The following is a 21,008-nucleotide window of genomic DNA, read 5'->3' as shown; positions in this document are numbered from 1 at the left end:
CGCATGAGCACGAGCACACGCACGGGCACGGGCGCGCGGACGACGACGGGGCGAGCGGGCGAACAGGGCGGCGGACGGACCGGACGAATAGTCTCCGGTCTGGCCGTCGCCCTTGGCTGCGTGCTGTTCCTCGGCGGCTTCGTCTGGGGAGCGCTGGTCTACCGGCCGTACACCGTACCCACCGGGTCGATGACCCCGACCGTCGACGCGGGCGACAAGATCCTCGCCCAGCGGATCGACGGCTCGCAGGTGCGGCGCGGGGACATCGTGGTCTTCACCGACCCGCTGTGGGGGGACGTTCCCATGGTGAAGCGGGTCGTGGCGGTCGGCGGTGACAAGGTGGCCTGCTGCGACAAGCAGGGGCGGCTCACGGTCGACGGAAAGCCGGTCGACGAGCCGTACCGCCTCGACACCGAGGGCCCGGCCTCGCCGGCCTCCTTCTCGGCCACCGTGCCCCGGGACAACCTGTTCATGATGGGCGACAACCGGGCGACGTCCGAGGACTCCCGCTTCCGCCTCGGCGACGCCGACAACGGCTCCGTGCCGCGCGGCACGGTGTCCGCGCGGGTCGACGGCGTCGCCTGGCCGCCAGGCCGCGTCGGCATGGTCGACCGGACGGGCGCCTTCACCGCCCTGCCGGGTGACGGGCCCTCCAGTCCCGGTCCGCTGCGCACGGTGGGCGTGGCGGTCGCGGCCGGAGTGGTCCTGATCTTCGCGGGTGCGGCCTACGGCCCGGTCGCGGACCGGGCCCGGCGCCGGAGGGCGGCGCGATAGCGATGCGACGGCGCGCGGCCCGGGTCGTCCTGCTCGACCCCTCCGACCGGATCCTGTTGCTGCACGGGTACGAGCCGGGCGACCCCTCCGTCACCTGGTGGTTCACCCCGGGCGGCGGCGTGGAGGAGGGCGAGAGCCTGGACGTCGCCGCGCGCCGCGAGCTGGCGGAGGAGACCGGCATCACCACGGCACTGCTCGGGCCGGTGCTGTGGGAGCGCTCGTGCGCCTTCGACTTCGACGGCCGGCGCTGGGAGCAGGACGAGTGGTACTACCTGGCCCGCACCGACGACGTCCGGGTGCACACGGGCGGGCTCACGGAGCTCGAACAGCGCAGCGTCGACGGCCTGCGATGGTGGACCTGCGAGGAACTGCTCGCCTCGCATGAGACGGTGTATCCGACCAGGCTCGCCGAGCTGCTGCGCAACCTGCTCGACGAAGGTCCGCCATTGTCCCCGATTCACCTGGGGACGGAGCGTGACTGACGCACAATGGGGGGACGTACGGCTGAAGGGGAACATGCCATGAGCGCCGAGGACCTCGAGAAGTACGAGACCGAGATGGAGCTGAAGCTCTACAGGGAGTACCGGGACGTCGTCGGCCTGTTCAAGTACGTGATCGAGACGGAGCGTCGTTTCTACCTCACCAACGACTACGAGATGCAGGTGCACTCGGTCCAGGGCGAGGTGTTCTTCGAGGTCTCCATGGCCGACGCGTGGGTGTGGGACATGTACCGGCCGGCGCGCTTCGTGAAGCAGGTGCGCGTGCTGACCTTCAAGGACGTGAACATCGAGGAGCTGAACAAGGCCGACCTCGACCTGCCCTCGGACGACTCCGGCTTCAACGGCTGAGCCGGCCGGGGCCGGCGGGTTGTCCACAGGCCCTCATCAAGATCATCTCTCGGGCGCCATCTCCCTCACAGTGAGTGACGGAGGTGGTACGGATGAATGCCCGAGGGGCTTTCGGACGCTACGGCGAGGAACTGGCGGCACGGTCACTGACCGAGGCCGGGATGATCGTGCTGGAGCGGAACTGGCGGTGCCGGCACCGCGAACGCCACGGCGAGATCGACATCGTGGCGGCGGACGGGGACGCGGTCGTGGTGTGCGAGGTGAAGTCGCGCACCGAGGCCTGCGGTGAGCACCCGATGGCCGCCGTCACCCGGCGCAAGGCCGAGCGGCTGCGGCGGCTGGCCGATTGCTGGCTCGCCGATCACGGCGGACCGCCCCCGGGCGGGGTGCGGATCGACGTGGTGGGTGTGGTGCTGCCGGCCCGAGGCGCCGCCCGCGTCGAACATGTGCGGGGGGTGGAGTGATGGGCTTCGCCCGTACGTGCTCTGTGGCGCTGCTGGGTGTGGAGGGCGTCGTCGTCGAGGTCCAGGCGGACCTGGAGGCCGGGGTGGCCACGTTCACGCTGGTGGGGCTGCCGGACAAGAGCCTCAGTGAGAGCCGTGACCGGGTCCGCGCCGCCATCGTGAACAGTGGTGAGACCTGGCCGCAGAAGAAGCTGACGGTCGGTCTCAGCCCGGCCTCGGTCCCCAAGGGCGGCAGCGGCTTCGACCTGGCGGTCGCGTGCGCCGTCCTCGCCGCGAACGACCGCGTCGCCCCGCGCGACATCGCCGACCTGATGATGATCGGCGAGCTCGGTCTCGACGGCCGGGTCCGCCCGGTCCGAGGGGTGCTGCCCGCGGTCCTCGCCGCCGCCGACGCCGGGTACCGCCACGTCGTGGTGCCCGAGCGCACGGTCGCCGAGGCCTCGCTCGTGCCGGGGGTCTCCGTGCTCGGGGTCCGCAGCCTGCGGCAGCTGATCGCACTGCTCAACGACGAGCTCGCCCCGGAGGAGGAAGAGGAGCCGGCCGACGGGCGGCCCGACCCGATGCTGGCCGGCCTCACCCTGCCTGGCGCCGGGCTCGGCAGCGGACTCGCCGACACCGGCACCGGCGCCCCGGATCTGGCCGAGGTCGCGGGACAGGGCGCCGCCAGGACCGCCCTGGAGGTCGCGGCCGCGGGCGGCCACCACGTCTACCTCAAGGGGCCGCCCGGCGCGGGCAAGACGATGCTGGCCGAGCGGCTGCCCGGGCTCCTGCCGCCCCTCACCAGGCAGGAGGCGATGGAGGTCACCGCCGTGCACTCGGTCGCCGGGATGCTGCCGCCGGACCGGCACATGGTGGACCACCCGCCCTACTGCGCACCCCACCACTCGGCGACCATGCAGTCCCTTGTCGGCGGCGGGAACGGGCTGCCCCGGCCGGGGGCCGTCTCCCTCTCCCACAAGGGTGTGCTTTTCCTGGACGAAGCACCCGAATTCAACGGTCAGGCCCTCGACGCGCTGAGGCAGCCCCTGGAGTCCGGCCATGTGGTGATCGCCAGGGCCGCCGGAGTCGTCCGCCTCCCCGCGCGGTTCCTGCTCGTCCTCGCCGCGAACCCCTGCCCCTGTGGGCGGTACGGCTCACCCGGCGGCATGTGCGACTGCACGCCCAGCATGATCCGCCGCTACCAGGGGCGGCTGTCCGGGCCGCTCCTGGACCGGGTCGACCTGCGGGTGGAGGTGGAGGCCGTCAGCCGCTCCGAGCTGATCGGCGGCGCCGGCTCCGCGGAGTCCACCGCGGTGGTCGCCGCGCGGGTGCGGGAGGCCCGCGAACGAGCCGCCGCCCGGTACGCGGACACACCGTGGCGGCTCAACAGCCAGGTGCCCGGCCATGAGCTGCGCACCCGCTGGGCCGTGGCGCCCGGGGCGCTGCGCTCCGCCGAGCGGGACATGGAGCGCGGACTGCTCACCGCGCGGGGGCTCGACCGGGTCCTGCGCGTGGCCTGGACGGTCGCCGACCTCGCGGGCCGTGACCGGCCCGCGGGCGTCGACATGGAGCGCGCCCTGGAGATGCGCACAGGTGTGCGCCGCGGCATGGCGGCGACGGGGGAAGCGCGATGACGCAGATGCTGCCCGGCATGGACGGGGAGTACGAGCCGGCCCCGGAGGGCCCGGAGGAGGAGCCTCCCCCGACCCCGCAGGAGCGCCAGGCCCGCGCCGCCGTGACGCGTATCGCAGACCCCGGCGACCGGCTCGTCGACAGCTGGCTCCGGGAGCTCGGCCCCGTCGAGACCGTGCGGGCGCTGACCGCCGGCGAGGAACTGCCCGGGGCGGGGGTGCGGCGGACTGCCGGCTACGCCCTGCGGGCCCGCAGGGCGCAGCCGGAGCGGGATCTGGCGGCGGCCCGGGCCATGGGTGCCCGCTTCGTGTGCCCCGGCGATCCGGACTGGCCGCGGCAGCTCGACGACCTGGGCGGCGAGCGTCCGTACGGGCTGTGGGTGCGCGGCGGCGCCTCGCTGAGGATGTGGGCGCTGCGGTCGGTCTCCGTCGTGGGCGCCCGCGCCTGCACCGACTACGGCTCCCACATGGCAGCGTCCCTGGGCGCCGACCTGGCGGAGGCCGGCTGGGTCACCGTCTCCGGTGCGGCCTACGGCATCGACGGCGCCGCGCACCGGGGCGCGCTGTCGGCGACGGGGGCGACCGTCGGGGTCGTCGCCTCCGGAGTGGACGTGCCGTATCCGCCGGGTCATGCCGAGTTGATCGGACGCATCGCCGAACAGGGCCTGCTCATCGGTGAATTGCCGCCCGGGTCGCATCCCACCCGCAGCCGCTTCGTCCTGCGCAACCGCGTGATCGCCGCCCTCACCCGGGGCACCGTCGTCGTCGAGGCGCAGTACCGCAGCGGTTCCCTGATCACCGCCCGCAGGGCCCGCAAGCTGGGCCGTTTCGTCATGGGCGTGCCGGGTCCCTGCACCTCGGCGCTGTCCCAGGGGGTCCATGAGCTGCTGCGCGCGGACGGGGTCCTGGTCACCGGCGCCGCCGAGGTCATCGAGCACGTCGGCCGCATCGGTGAGGACCTCGCGCCCGAGCGCCGGGGGCCGGTCCTGCCGAGGGATCTGCTGCCACCCGCGGCCGCCAGGGTGCTGGAGGCTCTGCCCGGCCAGGGCGGTGCCGGCGTTGCGGAGCTCGCGGTCGCCGCGGGCGGCGCCCCCGATGAGACCCTCACCAGGCTCCATGAGCTGCACGCCCTCGGCTTCGTCGAACGGGACGGACCGCGCTGGAAGCTGACGCCCGGCGGCGAGTCGGCTCCCACGACGGGAGGACGCAGCCAAGCCGACACGCTCTCCCGGTGAACACACCATCAGGTGACAGGACGGTTCTTGACCTGGGACCTCCAGGATGGCGAGGTTATGGGGACGCCCGAACGTCGCCCTGAGCGACGGTATCGTCACGCTACGCTCAAGGAGGTTCGAGTCCCGCCCGTCCCTCAGGTCACGCAGAACGGCTCAGATCGACGCATGCACCGGCACACTCCCGGGCACGAAGGCAGCACGGCGGCGACCGCCGTCACCGGAAACCCCCGGCCGCCCGCCCCCACCTCGCTCGACGCGCTGTGGCGGACCTACAAGTCCACGGGGGACGCACGCCTGCGCGAGCAGCTGATCCTGCACTACTCACCCCTGGTGAAGTACGTGGCGGGACGTGTGAGCGTCGGTCTGCCCGCCAACGTGGAACAGGCGGACTTCGTCTCCTCCGGCGTCTTCGGGCTCATCGACGCCATCGAGAAGTTCGACCCGGAGCGCGCGATCAAGTTCGAGACCTATGCGATCACCCGGATCCGCGGTGCCATGATCGACGAGCTGCGCGCCCTGGACTGGATCCCGCGCTCGGTGCGCCAGAAGGCCCGCGCCGTCGAGCGCGCGTACGCCACGCTCGAGGCCTCCCTGCGGCGGACCCCGAGCGAGTCGGAGGTCGCCGCCGAGATGGGTATCGCCCTGGAGGAGCTGCACGGCGTCTTCAGCCAGCTCTCCCTGGCCAACGTCGTCGCCCTGGAGGAACTGCTCCACGCGGGCACCGAGGGCGGCGACCGGCTCACCCTGGTCGACACCCTGGAGGACACCGGCGCCGACAACCCCGTCGAGGTCGCCGAGGACCGCGAGCTGCGCCGGCTGCTGGCCCGTGCCGTCAACACGCTGCCCGAGCGCGAGAAGACCGTGGTCACCCTCTACTACTACGAGGGGCTGACCCTGGCGGAGATCGGTCAGGTGCTCGGGGTCACCGAGAGCAGGGTCAGCCAGATCCACACCAAATCCGTTCTGCAATTGCGCGCGAAACTGGCCGACGTGGGCCGTTGACCCCGCTTTGCCGACGGGTGCGCCCGGTGGGCGGACCGCTTCCGTACAGTGGTGAGGTGCCCAAGATTCGAGCGGCCTCGGTGGCCGAGCACCGGTCGATGCAACGCGACGCCCTGCTGGACGCCGCACGCAGTCTGCTCTCCGAGGGCGGGACGGAAGCCCTGACCTTCCCCGCCCTGGCGGAGCGCACCGGGCTGGCCCGGTCCTCCGTCTACGAGTACTTCCGTTCCCGGGCCGCCGTCGTCGAGGAGCTGTGCGCCGTCGACTTCCCCGTCTGGGCGGCCGAGGTCGAGGCGGCCATGGAGGCCGCCCCCACCGGCGAGGCCAAGATCGAGGCCTACGTCCGCAGCCAGCTCGCGCTCGTGGGTGACCGCCGGCACCGCGCCGTGGTCGCGATCTCAGCGGGCGAACTCGACGTCGGCGCCCGCGAGAAGATCCGTGCCGCCCACGGCGGTCTGGTCACCATGGTCGTCGCGGCCCTCGCCTCGCTGGGCCACCGCGAGCCGAGGCTCACCGCGATGCTGCTCCAGGGCATCGTCGACTCCGCTGTCCGCCGGATCGAGCTCGGCGCCGCCGAGGAGCCGGACACCATCGCCGACGCGGCCGTCACCATGGCCCTGCGCGGAGTCCTGGGCTGACCGGCCGTATCGCTCCGAGGGCTCCGGCCGGCCCCACCGCCCCGCCCAGGCTGTCGGGCAAGGGCACCTCGAAGACCGGCAGCAGCCGCGACGGCCCACCGCGCAGCAGCCGCTCCGGCAGCAGCGACAACGGGTCGAGGTAGACCTCCCCGCGCAGCAGCCCCCAGTGCAGGCACCCGCCGGTGCAGTGCCACGGGCCCTCGGTGAGCACTCCCACCACCTGCCCCGCGCCGACCCTGTCGCCCACCGCGACCGAGGCGCGCACCGGCTGGTACGTGATGCGCAGGCCACCCGCGAGCTCGATCGCCACCACTTGGCGCCCCGCCACCTGCCCGGCGTACGACACCTTGCCTGGCGCCGCCGCGCGCACCGGTGCGCCCGGTCCCGCACGCAGGTCCACCCCGCGGTGCCCCGCAGCCCACGGCACCGCCGGCGGATCGAAGCCCCGCTCCACGACCGGTCGCCGCTGTCCGCCGGACGGCGCCACGGGCCAGGCCCGCTCCGCGTCCCCGCCGGCCGGGACGACCGGTGTCCGAACAGCCGCCCCCACCGGGTGCACGAGCCCCGCCAGCCACGACAGCACCGCCAACACCACAACCACGTATGTCCTCATGCTCCAACGATGACGTGTTCCGCCACATCGGGACGATCATGGAACCGGCCTGTGGACAACCCCGGACGGCCCCCGCCCCCAGGCACGATGTCGCCCGCCGCTCCGGCGGTCCCGTACACTTTCCATGGCGATCCGGGTCACCGGGTCGACTTCGCACGCCCCGCCACTGCCCTACAGCGAGCGGTGGACGCGCTCCTCGGTCCCTCGTGGCACGGCGCGTTCGGGGCGTCAGGCGTGGCCGCCGTCCGGCGGCCGCGAAAACCGAGTATCTCTAGGAGTACGGCCATGGCCGTCGTCACGATGCGGGAGCTGCTGGAAAGCGGCGTCCACTTCGGGCACCAGACCCGCCGCTGGAACCCGAAGATGAAGCGCTTCATCTTCACCGAGCGCAACGGCATCTACATCATCGACCTGCTCCAGTCGCTGTCGTACATCGACCGCGCCTACGAGTTCGTCAAGGAGACCGTCGCGCACGGCGGCACCATCCTCTTCGTCGGTACGAAGAAGCAGGCCCAGGAGGCCATCGCCGAGCAGGCGACCCGTGTCGGCATGCCCTACGTCAACCAGCGCTGGCTGGGCGGCATGCTCACCAACTTCTCGACCGTCTACAAGCGCCTGCAGCGCCTGAAGGAGCTCGAGGAGATCGACTTCGAGGACGTGGCCGCCTCCGGCCTCACCAAGAAGGAGCTCCTGGTTCTCTCCCGTGAGAAGGAGAAGCTGGAGAAGACCCTGGGCGGCATCCGCGAGATGCAGAAGGTGCCGAGCGCCGTCTGGATCGTGGACACCAAGAAGGAGCACATCGCCGTCGGTGAGGCGCGCAAGCTCCGCATCCCGGTCGTCGCGATCCTCGACACCAACTGCGACCCCGACGAGGTCGACTACAAGATCCCGGGCAACGATGACGCGATCCGCTCCGTCACCCTGCTGACCCGTGTGATCGCCGACGCCGTCGCCGAGGGCCTCATCGCCCGCTCCGGTGCCGCCACCGCCGGTGACAAGGCCGAGGGTGAGCCGCTCGCCGCCTGGGAGCGCGAGCTGCTCGAGGGCGACAAGGCGAAGGCCGAGGAGACCGCCGCCGAGGCTGCTCCGGCCGAGGCCGCTCCGGCTGAGACCCCTGCCGAGGCGCCCGCCGCCGAGACCGCCGAGGCGCCCGCCGCCGACGCCGAGCAGGCCTGAGCCTCAGCCCGCCTTCCGATGCGTGTGAGGACGGCGGGGGCTCCGGCCCCCGCCGTTCGTCCGTAGAACCACCGCTCACCGGATCCACCGACTTCCGAGAAGAGACTGACAGACCATGGCGAACTTCACCGCCGCCGACGTCAAGAAGCTCCGCGAGCTGACCGCCGCGGGCATGATGGACTGCAAGAAGGCGCTCGAGGAGGCCGAGGGCGACCTGGACAAGGCCGTCGAGATCCTCCGCGTCAAGGGCCAGAAGGGCGTCACCAAGCGCGAGGGCCGCTCCGCCTCCAACGGCGCCGTCGTGTCCCTGATCGCCGGTGACAACAGCGAGGGTGTCCTCGTCGAGCTCAAGTGCGAGACCGACTTCGTCGCCAAGGGCGACAAGTTCATCGCCGCCGCCGACGCCATCGCGGCCCACGTCGCCGCCAGCAAGCCGGCCGACCTGGAGACGCTGCTCGCCTCCGAGATCAAGGACGGCCAGACCGTCCAGGCCTTCGTCGACGAGGCCAACGCCACCCTCGGCGAGAAGATCGTCCTGGACCGCTTCGCGCAGTTCACCGACGGCTACGTCGCCTCCTACCTGCACCGCACCAGCCCCGACCTGCCCCCGCAGGTCGGTGTCCTGGTCGAGCTGGACAAGGCCGACGCCCAGGTCGCCAAGGACGTCGCGCAGCACATCGCCGCCTTCGCCCCCACCTTCCTGTCCCGCGAGGAGGTGCCCGCCGAGACCGTCGAGAACGAGCGTCGCGTCGCCGAGGCCACCGCCCGCGAGGAGGGCAAGCCCGAGGCCGCCCTCACGAAGATCGTCGAGGGTCGCGTCAACGGCTTCTTCAAGGAGAACGTCGTTCTCGAGCAGGCCTTCGCCAAGGACAACAAGAAGTCCGTCCAGAAGGTGCTCGACGAGGCCGGCGTCTCGCTGAAGCGCTTCGCCCGCTTCCGCGTCGGCGTCTGAGCGACCACCGCGCAAGCGACAGACCGACGGCCCCGATAGGGTCGTACGCAGCCGGCCGCTCACCGGCAGGCCGCAGTTGTGACGAGGAGGCCATTGCCCACAGGGAACCATCACGGACCCTCGGCAATGGCCTTCTTCGTACGTGCACGAGGAGACCTCCATGGAACAGGACGCCGACAAGGCACCCACCGAGACCGGCAGCACGCACAAGGGCCGGTACCTGCTCAAGCTCTCCGGCGAGGCCTTCGCCGGCGGAGGGGGACTCGGAGTCGACCCCGACGTCGTGCACACGATGGCCCGTGAGATCGCCGCGGTCGTCCGCGACGGCTACGAGATCGCCGTCGTCATCGGCGGCGGCAACTTCTTCCGTGGTGCCCAGCTCCAGCAGCGCGGCATGGACCGGGCCCGTTCCGACTACATGGGCATGCTCGGCACGGTCATGAACTGCCTCGCCCTCCAGGACTTCCTGGAGAAGGAGGGCATCCAGTCGCGCGTGCAGACGGCGATCACCATGGGCCAGGTCGCCGAGCCCTACATCCCGCTGCGCGCCGTGCGCCACCTGGAGAAGGGCCGTGTGGTGATCTTCGGCGCCGGTATGGGCATGCCGTACTTCTCCACCGACACCACCGCCGCCCAGCGCGCCCTGGAGATCCACGCCGAGGCGCTGCTGATGGGCAAGAACGGGGTCGACGGGGTCTACGACTCCGACCCCCGCTCGAACCCCGACGCGGTGATGTTCGACGCCCTGGAGTACGCCGACGTCATCGCCCGCGACCTGCGCGTCGCGGACCTGACGGCGATCACGCTGTGCCAGGACAACAAGCTCCCGATCCTCGTCTTCGAACTGCTCGCGGAGGGCAACATCGCGCGAGCCGTGAAGGGTGAGAAGATCGGCACGCTCGTCAACGACACGGGCGCCCGCTGACGGCAGGCGCCGGCCGCAACCCGGTCGGCGATCCGCCCGGAACGGGGATGGACAAGACGCTGCCGGTCGGACACCGTGCAGGAAAGACGCGCGCAAGGGCCGAGGCTCTGCCTTCTGAATACCAGGAGCACATGGTGATTGAAGAGACCCTCCTCGAAGCCGAGGAGAAGATGGAGAAGGCCGTCGTGGTCGCCAAGGAGGACTTCGCCGCGATCCGCACCGGCCGTGCCCACCCGGCGATGTTCAACAAGATCGTGGCGGACTACTACGGCGCCCCGACCCCGATCAACCAGCTCGCCTCCTTCGCGGTGCCCGAGGCGCGGATGGCCGTGATCACCCCGTTCGACAACTCGGCGCTGCGCAACATCGAGCAGGCGATCCGGGACTCGGACCTGGGTGTCAACCCGACCAACGACGGCCGTATCATCCGGGTGGTCTTCCCGCAGCTCACCGAGGAGCGGCGCAAGGAGTACATCAAGGTCGCCCGCGGCAAGGCGGAGGACGCGCGGATCTCGATCCGCAGCGTGCGCCGCAAGGCCAAGGAGACCCTCGACAAGCTCGTCAAGGACGGCGAGACGGGCGAGGACGAGGTGCGCCGCGCGGAGAAGGAGCTCGACGACACGACCCACAAGTACGTGGCACAGGTCGACGAGCTGCTCAAGCACAAGGAATCCGAGCTGCTGGAGGTCTGATCCGGCGCGCTGCCGGATTCGCTCCCCGGCCCGGTCCGTCCGCGGCTGAGCCACCCATCCACCCGACCACCCATCCGACCCACCCGGACCGGACGAAAACGCGAGGCGAAACTCCGTGAACGACTCTTCTTGGGGGCCCTCGCCACACGCCGGTTCCTGGGGAGGCGAGGATGAGGTGGGCACCCGGGTGGGCGGCCCCTTGTTCCGCGAAGACACCCCCGAACCCGAGCGGCACTCCGCCCGGCCCGACCGTTCCGTGCCGCAGCCTTCGGCGGCGGGCGGGAACGGCGGCCGGGCGAAGAAGAGCGCGGGCCGCAACCTACGCGCCGCGATAGGGGTCGGCGTCGGCCTCGGCGTCGTCATCATCGCCTCGCTCTTCATCGTCAAGTACGTCTTCGTGGGCGTCGTCGCCGCGGCGGTCGTGGTGGGCCTGTGGGAGCTGACCTCGCGCCTGGCCGAGCGCAAGGAGATCCGGGCTCCCCTTGTGCCGCTCGCCGTCGGCGGCGCCGCCATGGTCGTCGCGGGTTACGTGCGCGGTGCGGAGGGCGCATGGGTGGCGATGGCGCTCACCGCGCTCGCCGTCCTGGTGTGGCGCATGACGGAACCCCCGGAGAACTACCTGCGCGATGTCACGGCGGGTGTCTTCGCAGCTTTCTACGTACCCTTCCTGGCCACGTTCGTGGTGATGATGCTGGCGGCGCACGACGGCCCGTGGCGGGTGTTCGTGTTCCTGCTCCTCACGGTGATCAGCGACACCGGTGCCTACGCCGTCGGCTGGCGCTTCGGCACGCACAAGCTCGCTCCCCGCATCAGCCCCGGCAAGACCCGCGAGGGCCTGCTCGGCGCGATCGCCTTCGCGATGACCGCGGGCGCGCTGTCCCTGCAGTTCCTGATCGACGACGGCAAGTGGTGGCAGGGCCTGCTGCTGGGCCTCGCCGTGGCCGTCAGCGCCACCCTCGGCGACCTGGGCGAGTCCATGATCAAGCGGGACCTCGGCATCAAGGACATGGGCAAGCTGCTGCCCGGTCACGGCGGCATCATGGACCGCCTCGACTCGCTGCTGCCGACCGCCCCCGTGGTGTGGCTGCTGCTGGTCGTCTTCGTCGGCTCGGGCTGAGCCTCGACCGGCCCGTCCGGGCCCGGCCCCCAGGCGTTCAGCCCGGCTGCGGCCCTCTCGCCACCGGTCTGGCGGGGTCCGCGCTCCACTCGCTCCACGAGCCGACGTACAGCGCTGCGTCGATCCCCGCGACCGCCAGGGCCAGCACCTGCTGTGCGGCCGAGACCCCCGATCCGCAGTACACGCCGACCCTGCCGCCGTCCGCGGTGACCCCCAGAGCGGCGAAACGGCCGGCCAGTTCGCGGGCGGGGCGGAAGGTGCCGTCGGCGGTGACGTTGCCGGCGGTGGGCGCCGACACGGCCCCCGGGATGTGGCCGCCCACCGGATCGAGCGGCTCGACCTCCCCCCGGTAGCGCTCGGCCGCCCGCGCGTCGAGCAGCACCCCCGTACGGGCCAGGGCCGCCGCGTCGTCCGCGCTGAGCACCGGCAGCGCGCCCGGTACGGCCTCGAAGTCGCCGGGCTCCGGCGCCGCGCCCCCCGTGGTCAGTGCGCCTCCCGCGGCCGTCCAGGCGGGCAGTCCGCCGTCCAGCACGCGTACGTTCCTGTGCCCCGCCCAGCGCAGGGTCCACCAGGCCCGTGCCGCGGCCCAGCCCTGACCGCCGTCGTGGACCACGACGCGGCTGTCCCCGCGCACCCCGGCCCGCCGCATCGCCTCCATGAACAACCCGGCGTCGGGCAGCGGATGCCGGCCGCCCGGGCCCGCCGGTCCCGCGAGTTCCGCTTCCAGGTCCACGTACACCGCGCCCTTGATGTGGCCCGCCTCGTACGCCGCGCGGCCGGACGGTCCTCCGCGCTCGTAGCGGACGTCCAGGAGCACGGGAGCGGGTCCTTCGCGCAGGGCGGCGGCGAGTTCCGCGGCGCTGATGATCGTGTTCACCGGCCCATCCTGGCGCAGCCCGGCCGGGCCGGGAAGCCGGCCGTGCCCGCGGCGCCGCCGCTGTGCGGGCCCGCTGCCGACACCCCGCACTGACCTGCGCCGGCGCCGCGCGCCGTGACGGCGATCGCAGGGTGAGGCGGCGCGCGACGCTGGTCCGTGGTCCGTCCGCCGCTTACACTCGAACGTGTGTACGAGCTTCCTCCGGATCCGCAGCGCCTGCGGGTGATACGCCTCTATCTGCAGATGCAGATCGCCGCAGTCGACGCCAAGATCCAGGAGGCGGAATCCGGTTCCGCGACCGTGGCCGCGACCGTGGGCGCGGCGGGGGCGGAGGGTGAGACCGGCGATCCCCCGCGGGTCCCGGCCGGAAGCCGCGCTCGCACCCCCGCCCGCGCCTGGCGGCTGCAGAGCGTGCCCGATCCGCGCGGCGGCGCGGGCCGGGGCGTCCTCCACCGCGACGACTGTCGTGTCCCCGGTGGCGGCCGGCTGAACCGGCAGGAGTTCGAGGTTGCCCTCGGCATGCCGGAAGTCGCACCCTGCGAGGTCTGCCGCCCGGAATCGGGGCGCACCCCGTGACGACGCGAAGTCGTGTGCTGCTGCCGAGCGCGCATGACGGACAGTCACGTCTTACCGTCGTAACCGGTCCTCCCCTTCTTCCGCCGGGATCCGGCTCCCGGGCCGGCGGTTCCGGGCACTCCAGTGCCCGGAACCGCTCGGGGCGCCGCGTCGGCACAGACGGCCCCGGCCGCGCTCAACCGGAGGTGCCAGGCGGACAGGTCGGCGGGACGGGCCGCGGTGAGCCGGGGTGCGCCGGGTGGAGCGGCCGGAAGTAGTGCGCCAGTGCCCAGAGGCCGACGCGGGCGCCCGCGAGGCACCCCTCGGTGTCCGCCGTGCGGGTGTGGATGCCGGCCCAGACACGGGCGTCGATCATGTCCTGGTTGAACCGCACGGCGTCGTCGTAGTGCCGTGTGGTGCCCGTCGCGTCGGACGGGAAGGTGAGGTCGAGGCGCGGCGTGCCGAAGAGCCCGGTCAAGGTCTGGGCCACGGCGCCGGCGACCGCGGCGTGCCCGCTGATGTGATCGGGGTGCGGCGGCGTGACGAGCAGCGGCTGCCACTGCGGATCCGGCTCGGTCGCCGGATTGCCGTCGGTCCCGGCCAGTTGGACGGCGGTGAGCGGCCGCCAGGATCCGTAGTGGAGCTTGGCGTCCCACGTGGTGATCACGGCGTCGGTCGCCGCGGAGTTGGCCGCGGCGAACAGCCGGGCCGTGTCGGCGATGTCCAGGCGGTGGCGGGCGCTGTGGTCGCGGAACGCGGCCTGGAGCTGCACGGCCAGGTTGCCCCCGAAGAACAGCGCGGTCTCGGTCTGCTGCGCGGTGCGGGACGAACCCGTCCTCGCGCCCATCGTCCGCACCTCGTTCACGTCCTGGGCGTATCGGTCCGAGGTGAGGGTGGGCGGGGGGCCGGGCCGGAACTGGGACGGTGAGGTGAGCAGGAGCGGGCGCAGCCGGGCGAGCCAGGTGTCGATGAAGGGCAGGTTCCCCGGTGGGGTGGCACGCCAGACGCCGGGCGCGGGCGCGGGCGCGGTGGTGAACTCCACCGTCGCGAACCGGCCGTCACCCTGCCGGAGCTGGATGACGCGGTCGGCGGCGCGGGCCCCGAAGGCGACGCCCTGCCGCTTGGCGTTGCCGTCGGGGATCCTCGCGAGGGAGCCGGCGTACGCGGCGTCCAGCAACGTCCGGGACGCGGGGAAGTCGCAGAGCAGGACGTCGTGCGCGGCGGTCACGGCTGCCGCCTCCGGTGACGCGCCGGCGGGTCCGCGCGCGTGCCACTTGTAGGGGGCGTAGCGGCCCTCGATGCCGACCACGGCGTTGTAGACGGCGACCGAGACGAACCCGTGCCAGACGACGGCCTGCCCGGAGGGCCGGGTCGGGCCGAGGTTGGTGCCGATGACGTCCGCGGCGATGGTGTTCCACTCACGGATCGCGGCCGGATCGGCCGCGGGCTCCCGGTTCGTGCCGGCGGCCTGGGCGGGGGCGGGGGCGGTGACGGATATCGCCGTGGCGGCGAGGGCCACGGGCACGACCATGCCGGTGAGCCGTCGGCACCACCGGGAGAGCCGCCCGGCGGGCGGAGCGGTCCTGACTGCGGGGCTCATGGGGAGACTCCTCATCGACGCCGGGCCCGAACCGGACCGGAGGGAATTCCCGCCCGGTTCGGGCCCCATCGACGTGCTTCCTACCCATCAGCGGACGTGACGGTCGCCTGGCGCGTCAGGTGCGCGGCCGGGTCCCGCCCTCCGCCTCAGGGGCGGGACCCACCCGAGGACGAGTGCTCCTCGTACGACCGGCCACAGCGGTCCCCGTCGTTCGGCGGGCCACCACTGCGACGGGCCGTCAGCCCGCCCCGCTCAGGGGACGGAGATCGGGGGCGGCGCCTGCAAGGGGCCCTGCAGCGGATTCCAGGAGGTGCAGACCGGGAGAGTGCCGGCGGTGGTGCAGCGGCTCTCCGCCACGTCGCCGCGGAAGGTGATGACCTTGACCGACAGGTCCGTCGGCGAGGAGGCGCTCACGCTCGCCCCGCACACGCCGGTGACCGGGTATCCAGGGAGCCTGGTGAGGTCCTGCCAGGTGTAGGCGCCGCCCACCCAGGCGGTGTCGCGCTGCCCGACGAACGTCCGGCCGCGGACCACGGCGACGGAGAAATCGCGGTCGTCGGTCGCATTGGCCACGCCGATCGAGTCGATGTCGCACCCGGAGAGCCTGCCGGGGCCGGGGTAGGGGGCCGCCACGAAGGGCCCGCGCCCCGGGCCGATCAGGGGACCGGCGAGGTCGAGGAGGAGACCGTCGTCGAGGAGCGGACCGCGGCCGGGGCCGAGGAGCGGGTCGCGGCCGGGTCCCGGACCGGGGCCGGGGTCTTCGTCGGGGTACGGATAACGGTGGTCGCCGTACGGGTCGGGCCACGGGAAGCCCGGCGCCGAGGCCGCGGGCGTGGCCGCGTCGTCCGTGTCGGCGGCCTGAGCCGTCGTCAGGGAGGCCGCGGATATCGTGGCGGCGATCAGGGCCGCCGGCACGACCGCGCCCGCGAGCCGTCCGTACCGTCGAAGGGACCACCTGGAGGGCGGCGGGGTCCTGTCTGCAGGGCTCATGGGGACACTCCTCGTCGATCTGCGGCCGGCACCGAACCGGAGGGCCTTCCGGCACGGCTCGGGCCCCTGTCGATGGGATCCGTACCCGCGCCCACCGGCGTCCGGCGCCAAGGTCATCCCAGTGGCGCAGCCCGTTCCCGGCCATCGGGCCGTAGTCACCCGATCGACACCCCGTGCCTCGACAGAACCTGACAGTCCGTGGGCCGTACGGCGCTGGCCAACGTTCGCGGGGCAGACGGCACCAGGCCCCAAGATGCAGGCCGGGCACCATTCATGACGCAGCTGTGGAAACGGATGAGGCCTGGCCGGGACCTAAGCGCAGACGAGGTGGCTGAGGTGGCGGACGCCTCGACGGACGAGCCGGCCGGCGAGGGGAGCGTCGAGGAGGCTGAGCCGCCGCGAACGCCGCGCCGCGACGGGACGCTCACCGAACCAGCGATCAGGCGACCCATCGGGCCGGCAGGTCGCCGCGGATCCGCTCGAGATCCGCGGCCGTGCGTCCGCGTGCGTGGAGCCAGCAGTGGTCGAGCACGCCGTCGCGGCGCAGCAGGCGGCCCGGGGCCGCGTACCAGCGCAGGGGCGAGTCCTCCGCGCCGGCCCACATCGGATGGTCGGGCAGGTCGACTCGCGTGTAGTGAGCTTCGAGGTCCGGCAGGAGCGTTTCCGGCAACTCGCAGGCGTCGTACAGGCTTCCCACCCCGAGCAGCGACTCGCTCAGCACCAGCTCCACCCAGGCCACGGACATCCGGTCGAGGAAGGGCACCCATCCCTCGTGCGACTCCACCACCACGGGCGGATCGTCCTCCTCGACCCGGTCCAGAGGGATGCCCCATGCGGCGCAGCCCTGGTTCTCGACGCGGAAGACCAGGATGCCGCCGCAGCCGTCGACCACATGGAGCCCCATCGGCGGGACCAGGGGATCCTGCTGCCGGGTCAGGTCGTCACGGCGGCCGACCAGCGCGTGGCCCTCCCGCAGGGCGGCGGGGAGCTCGAAGCCCAACTCGGCCTCGGTAGCGTCCAGTTCCACGGCCGTGCAGCCGTCCTCGGGCCGCAAGGGACGGCCCGTCCACTCGTCGGCGAAGCGGCGCACGAAATCCCAGGCCTGGGAGCGGCCGGTCACCCCGCCACGCAGGGCCATCGCCACGTCGAGCGCGTCAGACATGACGCAGACGCTACCGCCGGCGTGCCCAGGGAAGGTGCCGGGCCGGCGTAGCCGTTCCCAAGGCCGCACGGGCCATCGGGACGAGTGACGCCGAGGAGTGGGGCGGGTGTCCGGCTCGTTCACTTCCGGGCGCGGGTCTTTCGGCTGCGTGCGCCCGATCGTAGGGTCGCTGCCATGCGATCCGCGAACGCAGCCGGAGGCCCCGCCCGGGCTGGTGTGCGCTGGGACACGTCCACGTTCCCGGACGGCGGTCAAGACGACGGTGTTCGGTTCACCGTGCCGGCCGAAGTGGCGGGCGCAAGCCCCGAACTTCTGGCTGCCCGGGAGCCCGGACTGGTACGCGATGAGTTTCGGCACGGTCCCGGGTCTTTCAGGTACACCCCTTTTCCGCGCGCGAATGTGGAGGCACCGTGAAGCTCTTGCTCACATCAGGCGGCGTCACGAACCCGAGCATTCACTCGGCACTTGTGCAGCTCCTCGGCAAGCCGGTCGCCGAGTGCCGTGCCCTCTGCGTCCCGACAGCTCAGTGGGGTCACCCGATGTGCGGTCCGGTATCGGTGCGGGGCTTGGCGGCCGCCGAGCCCACGTGGCAGTACCTGTCCGGCCTGGGCTGGGCGTCTCTCGGTGTCCTCGAGCTCACCGCACTGCCCACCATCGGCGCGGAGCGATGGGTCCCCTGGGTCCGGGAAGCCGACGTGCTCCTGGTCGACGGCGGCGACGCGACGTATCTGTGCCATTGGATGCGGGAGTCCGGGCTGGCCGATCTGCTGCCTTCGCTGCCCGAGATGGTCTGGGTGGGAGTGAGCGCCGGAAGCATGGTGATGACGCCCCGGATCGGGGCGTACTTCGTCGAGTGGCCGTCCGCGCCGGACGACCGCACTCTGGGGGTCGTCGACTTCTCGATCTTCCCGCACCTGGACGCTTTCCCGCAGAACACCCTGGCTGACGCAGAGCGCTGGGCCGCAGACATCGGCGTCCCGGCTTACGCCATCGACGAACAGACGGCGATCAAGGTGGTCGACGGCTCCGTCGAGGTGGTCTCCGAAGGGCAATGGACGAAGTTCGGGTCATAGCCGCCCGGCATTCGTGATGTCGCGTCCCTCCTGCGCAGCCTCGGTGTCGAGGGCGGTGGCGACCCCGATCGTATCGAACGGATGTGTGAATCCTTCCGGGGCTTGGAACGCCTGCGGGTGATCCGGCGCTGTATCCACAGATCCAGCTCGATGCCGCGGACGCGCGGATCCGCAGGGCCGATGCGACTGCGGGCTCCCGAAGCCGTCCCGCAGGCGGTCGGCGACTGCAGGGCCTTGTCTGGGCCGCCCTGGGCCGTGAAAGGGCCGCCGGAAGGTGACAGGACCCTCACCCGTCTGACCTGGGGGCGCCGAATCGATCTGCGACACTGGTAGCACCATGCCTGCACCCGGAGAACTCACATTCGTCGCGCCGCGCGGAGCCAAGAAGCCCCCGCGGCACCTTGCCGATCTCTCGCCCGAGGAGCGCCGGGAGGCGGTCGCGGAGCTGGGGGAGAAGCCGTTCCGCGCCAAGCAGCTGTCGCAGCACTACTTCGCGCGCTACGCCGATGACCCGGCCGCGTGGACGGACATCCCGGCGGCGGCGCGGGGGAAGCTGGCGGAGCGGCTGCTGCCGGACCTGATGTCGGTGGTGAGGCACAGCAGCACCGACAACGACACGACGCGCAAGACGCTGTGGCGGCTGTTCGACGGGACGCTGGTCGAGTCGGTCCTGATGCGCTACCCGGACCGGGTGACGATGTGCATCAGCTCGCAGGCGGGCTGCGGCATGAACTGCCCGTTCTGCGCGACCGGCCAGGCGGGCCTGGACCGGAACCTGTCCACCGGGGAGATCGTGCACCAGATCGTGGCGGGCATGCGCTCGCTGCGGGACGGGGAGATCCCGGGCGGTCCGGCGCGGCTGTCGAACATCGTGTTCATGGGCATGGGCGAGCCGCTCGCGAACTACAAGCGTGTCGTCGGCGCCATCCGCCGGCTGACCGACCCGGAGCCGGACGGGCTGGGGTTGTCCCAGCGGGGCATCACCGTGTCGACGGTGGGCCTGGTCCCGGCGATGCTGCGCTTCGCCGACGAGCGCTTCAAGTGCCGGCTCGCGGTGTCGCTGCACGCGCCCGACGACGAGCTGCGCGACACCCTGGTGCCGGTGAACACCCGCTGGAAGGTGCGCGAGGTGCTGGATGCCGCGTGGCACTACGCGGACGTGTCCGGGCGCCGGGTCTCGATCGAGTACGCGCTGATCCGGGACATCAACGACCAGGCGTGGCGGGCCGACCTGCTGGGCCGGCTGCTCAAGGGTCGCCGCGTGCACGTCAACCTTATCCCGCTCAATCCGACCCCCGGCTCGAAGTGGACGGCCTCGCGTCCCGAGGACGAGCGGGCGTTCGTGGCGGCGCTGGAGGCGCACGGCGTGCCGGTGACCGTCCGGGACACCCGGGGGCAGGAGATCGACGGCGCCTGCGGGCAGCTGGCGGCTTCCGAGCGCTGAACTGCGCTTGCTATGGTGACGGTCGTTTGCGGCTGTTTGCCGCGACGTCACGCACATCACACAAAAGAACATCCGACAGGGGAGCGCGCAGAGCGCTGAGAGTGCGGCACGGCCGCAGACCCTCGGACCTGATCCGGGTCATACCGGCGTAGGGAGTCACCACATGAGCACCACCCGTCGGCGTGTGGCCGGCACCGCACTGGCCGTCGCGCTCGGCGCGAGCGCGCTCGCCGCCTGCGGCAGCGACGACACCGCCAAGGGCGAGGGCGGCACCGCCTCCAAGACCGTCACCCTGGTCAGCCACGACTCCTTCGCCGCGTCCAAGGACGTGCTGAAGGCGTTCACGAAGCAGACCGGCTACACCGTCAAGGTGCTGCGCGGCGGCGACGCCGGCGCCGCGGTCAACCAGGCCGTGCTGTCCAAGGGCAACCCGCAGGGTGACGTCTTCTTCGGCGTCGACAACACCCTGCTGTCCCGGGCCCTCGACAACGACCTGTTCGAGCCGTACGAGGCCAAGGACCTCGGCAAGGTGCCCGCCGCGCTCCAACTGGACGCCGGCAAGCACCGCGTCACCCCGATCGACTTCGGCGACGTCTGCGTCAACTACGACCGGAAGTACTTCACCGAGCACAAACTGCCCGTGCCGGAAGGCCTCGACGACCTCGTCAAGCCGGAGTACAAGGACCTGCTGGTCACCGAGAACGCCGCCACCTCCTCACCTGGGCTCGCCTTCCTCCTCGCCACCACCGCCGCGTACGGTGACGGGGGCTGGGAGGACTACTGGAAGAAGCTCAAGGCGAACGGCGTCCAGGTCGTCGACGGCTGGGAGCAGGCGTACTACGACACCTTCTCCGGGGCGGGCGGCGGCAAGGGCGACAAGCCGCTGGTCGTCTCGTACGCCTCCAGCCCGCCCGCCGAGGTGCTCGGCCTGAAGACGCAGCCCGAGCAGGGGCCGACCGGTGTCGCGACCGGCACCTGCTTCCGGCAGGTGGAGTTCGCCGGCCTGCTGAAGGGCGCGAAGAACACCGAGGGCGGCAAGGCGCTCGTCGACTTCCTGCTGAGCCGCGCCTTCCAGGAGGACATGCCGCTCAACATGTTCGTCAACCCCGCGCGCGACGACGCGAAGCTGCCCGAGGTCTTCACCAAGTACGCGCCGGTGATCAGCGACCCGGCCACCGTCGCCCCGGAGAAGATCGCCGACAACCGGGAGCAGTGGGTCAAGTCGTGGTCCTCGCTCGTGCTGAAGTAACCAAGTCCGCCG

22 protein-coding genes and 1 riboswitch are annotated in these 21,008 nt (G+C 72.0%); of the genes, 17 read left to right on the top strand and 5 right to left on the bottom strand.

Translation table 11 applies throughout. From position 1 onward, the window contains the following. The first annotated feature begins 3 nt into the window (after nucleotides 1–3). The 8 genes from lepB to ACRWNP_RS25595 all read left to right on the top strand — a co-directional run bounded on the left by lepB (nucleotide 4) and on the right by ACRWNP_RS25595 (nucleotide 6,571). Complete coding sequence (gene lepB, locus ACRWNP_RS25630) at nucleotides 4–774, top strand: signal peptidase I (protein ID WP_431965234.1); 771 nt, start codon at nucleotides 4–6, stop codon at nucleotides 772–774. Nucleotides 775–776: 2 nt separating this feature from the next. Next, on the top strand, nucleotides 777–1,256 hold the full coding sequence (locus tag ACRWNP_RS25625) for an NUDIX hydrolase (RefSeq protein WP_431965232.1): 480 nt from the start codon (nucleotides 777–779) through the stop codon (nucleotides 1,254–1,256). 39 nt (nucleotides 1,257–1,295) lie between these two features. After that, on the top strand, nucleotides 1,296–1,622 hold the full coding sequence (locus tag ACRWNP_RS25620; protein ID WP_018562949.1) for a DUF2469 domain-containing protein: 327 nt from the start codon (nucleotides 1,296–1,298) through the stop codon (nucleotides 1,620–1,622). 92 nt (nucleotides 1,623–1,714) lie between these two features. Beyond that, nucleotides 1,715–2,086 (top strand): YraN family protein, encoded by a 372-nt coding sequence (locus ACRWNP_RS25615; RefSeq protein ID WP_431965230.1) that lies wholly within the window; start codon nucleotides 1,715–1,717, stop codon nucleotides 2,084–2,086. Next, on the top strand, nucleotides 2,086–3,699 hold the full coding sequence (locus tag ACRWNP_RS25610) for a YifB family Mg chelatase-like AAA ATPase (protein WP_431965228.1): 1,614 nt from the start codon (nucleotides 2,086–2,088) through the stop codon (nucleotides 3,697–3,699). The genes ACRWNP_RS25615 and ACRWNP_RS25610 overlap by 1 nt, the downstream gene beginning before the upstream one ends. After that, nucleotides 3,696–4,931, top strand: a complete 1,236-nt coding sequence (dprA, locus tag ACRWNP_RS25605) for a DNA-processing protein DprA (RefSeq protein ID WP_431965226.1) — start codon at nucleotides 3,696–3,698, stop codon at nucleotides 4,929–4,931. The genes ACRWNP_RS25610 and dprA overlap by 4 nt, the downstream gene beginning before the upstream one ends. A gap of 165 nt (nucleotides 4,932–5,096) precedes the next feature. Beyond that, the gene (whiG, locus tag ACRWNP_RS25600; protein WP_431965224.1) at nucleotides 5,097–5,933 is read left to right on the top strand and encodes an RNA polymerase sigma factor WhiG; all 837 of its coding nucleotides are present in this window, start codon (nucleotides 5,097–5,099) and stop codon (nucleotides 5,931–5,933) included. An 80-nt stretch (nucleotides 5,934–6,013) separates the two neighbouring features. Continuing rightward, nucleotides 6,014–6,571, top strand: coding sequence for a TetR/AcrR family transcriptional regulator (locus ACRWNP_RS25595; RefSeq protein ID WP_431965263.1), 558 nt, complete (start codon nucleotides 6,014–6,016; stop codon nucleotides 6,569–6,571). Here the strand turns inward: ACRWNP_RS25595 and ACRWNP_RS25590 are convergent. Next, nucleotides 6,540–7,184 (bottom strand): murein hydrolase activator EnvC family protein, encoded by a 645-nt coding sequence (locus tag ACRWNP_RS25590; protein ID WP_431965222.1) that lies wholly within the window; start codon nucleotides 7,182–7,184, stop codon nucleotides 6,540–6,542. The genes ACRWNP_RS25595 and ACRWNP_RS25590 overlap by 32 nt on opposite strands. A 285-nt stretch (nucleotides 7,185–7,469) precedes the next feature. Here ACRWNP_RS25590 and rpsB point away from each other — a divergent pair, with 285 nt between their 5' ends. The 5 genes from rpsB (at nucleotide 7,470) to ACRWNP_RS25565 (ending at nucleotide 12,046) form a co-directional block, all read left to right on the top strand. Further along, nucleotides 7,470–8,360, top strand: coding sequence for a 30S ribosomal protein S2 (rpsB, locus tag ACRWNP_RS25585; protein WP_431965220.1), 891 nt, complete (start codon nucleotides 7,470–7,472; stop codon nucleotides 8,358–8,360). 115 nt (nucleotides 8,361–8,475) lie between these two features. Further along, nucleotides 8,476–9,312: a translation elongation factor Ts gene (gene tsf / locus ACRWNP_RS25580; protein WP_431965218.1), complete on the top strand. Its 837-nt coding sequence runs from the start codon at nucleotides 8,476–8,478 to the stop codon at nucleotides 9,310–9,312. 160 nt (nucleotides 9,313–9,472) lie between these two features. After that, on the top strand, nucleotides 9,473–10,237 hold the full coding sequence (gene pyrH / locus ACRWNP_RS25575) for a UMP kinase (RefSeq protein ID WP_431965216.1): 765 nt from the start codon (nucleotides 9,473–9,475) through the stop codon (nucleotides 10,235–10,237). A gap of 134 nt (nucleotides 10,238–10,371) precedes the next feature. After that, complete coding sequence (gene frr, locus ACRWNP_RS25570) at nucleotides 10,372–10,929, top strand: ribosome recycling factor (protein ID WP_319159891.1); 558 nt, start codon at nucleotides 10,372–10,374, stop codon at nucleotides 10,927–10,929. 115 nt (nucleotides 10,930–11,044) lie between these two features. Beyond that, nucleotides 11,045–12,046 (top strand): phosphatidate cytidylyltransferase, encoded by a 1,002-nt coding sequence (locus ACRWNP_RS25565; RefSeq protein ID WP_431965214.1) that lies wholly within the window; start codon nucleotides 11,045–11,047, stop codon nucleotides 12,044–12,046. Nucleotides 12,047–12,083: 37 nt separating this feature from the next. Here ACRWNP_RS25565 and ACRWNP_RS25560 read toward each other — a convergent pair whose 3' ends face one another. Then, nucleotides 12,084–12,923 (bottom strand): sulfurtransferase, encoded by an 840-nt coding sequence (locus ACRWNP_RS25560; RefSeq protein WP_431965212.1) that lies wholly within the window; start codon nucleotides 12,921–12,923, stop codon nucleotides 12,084–12,086. A 186-nt stretch (nucleotides 12,924–13,109) separates the two neighbouring features. Here ACRWNP_RS25560 and ACRWNP_RS25555 point away from each other — a divergent pair, with 186 nt between their 5' ends. Then, a complete protein-coding gene (locus tag ACRWNP_RS25555; protein ID WP_431965210.1) occupies nucleotides 13,110–13,499 on the top strand; it encodes a DUF6233 domain-containing protein in 390 nt (129 codons plus the stop codon). A 175-nt stretch (nucleotides 13,500–13,674) separates the two neighbouring features. Here the strand turns inward: ACRWNP_RS25555 and ACRWNP_RS25550 are convergent, their stop codons facing one another. From ACRWNP_RS25550 to ACRWNP_RS25540, 3 genes are all read right to left on the bottom strand, one after another. Next, nucleotides 13,675–15,078 carry a vanadium-dependent haloperoxidase gene (locus ACRWNP_RS25550; protein ID WP_431965208.1) on the bottom strand — a complete coding sequence of 468 codons (1,404 nt, stop codon included), beginning with the start codon at nucleotides 15,076–15,078 and terminating at the stop codon, nucleotides 13,675–13,677. A 252-nt stretch (nucleotides 15,079–15,330) separates the two neighbouring features. Next, entirely contained in the window at nucleotides 15,331–16,068 is a 738-nt protein-coding gene (locus tag ACRWNP_RS25545) for a hypothetical protein (RefSeq protein WP_431965206.1), read from the bottom strand. 439 nt (nucleotides 16,069–16,507) lie between these two features. Beyond that, nucleotides 16,508–17,230: an SMI1/KNR4 family protein gene (locus ACRWNP_RS25540; protein ID WP_431965204.1), complete on the bottom strand. Its 723-nt coding sequence runs from the start codon at nucleotides 17,228–17,230 to the stop codon at nucleotides 16,508–16,510. A gap of 410 nt (nucleotides 17,231–17,640) precedes the next feature. Between ACRWNP_RS25540 and ACRWNP_RS25535 the strand changes: the two genes are divergently transcribed. From ACRWNP_RS25535 to ACRWNP_RS25525, 3 genes are all read left to right on the top strand, one after another. Beyond that, nucleotides 17,641–18,303, top strand: coding sequence for a Type 1 glutamine amidotransferase-like domain-containing protein (locus ACRWNP_RS25535; RefSeq protein WP_431965202.1), 663 nt, complete (start codon nucleotides 17,641–17,643; stop codon nucleotides 18,301–18,303). A 337-nt stretch (nucleotides 18,304–18,640) separates the two neighbouring features. Beyond that, the gene (rlmN, locus tag ACRWNP_RS25530; protein WP_431965200.1) at nucleotides 18,641–19,747 is read left to right on the top strand and encodes a 23S rRNA (adenine(2503)-C(2))-methyltransferase RlmN; all 1,107 of its coding nucleotides are present in this window, start codon (nucleotides 18,641–18,643) and stop codon (nucleotides 19,745–19,747) included. A 67-nt stretch (nucleotides 19,748–19,814) separates the two neighbouring features. Further along, nucleotides 19,815–19,919, top strand: a riboswitch (TPP riboswitch). Beyond that, on the top strand, nucleotides 19,911–20,996 hold the full coding sequence (locus tag ACRWNP_RS25525) for a thiamine ABC transporter substrate-binding protein (RefSeq protein WP_431965198.1): 1,086 nt from the start codon (nucleotides 19,911–19,913) through the stop codon (nucleotides 20,994–20,996). It overlaps the preceding riboswitch by 9 nt. The last annotated feature ends 12 nt before the right edge of the window (nucleotides 20,997–21,008 follow it).

It is taken from the genome of Actinacidiphila sp. bgisy160, assembly GCF_965342435.1.
Taxonomy (GTDB): Bacteria; Actinomycetota; Actinomycetes; order Streptomycetales; family Streptomycetaceae; genus Actinacidiphila.
This window is presented reverse-complemented; position numbering and strand designations above follow the sequence as displayed.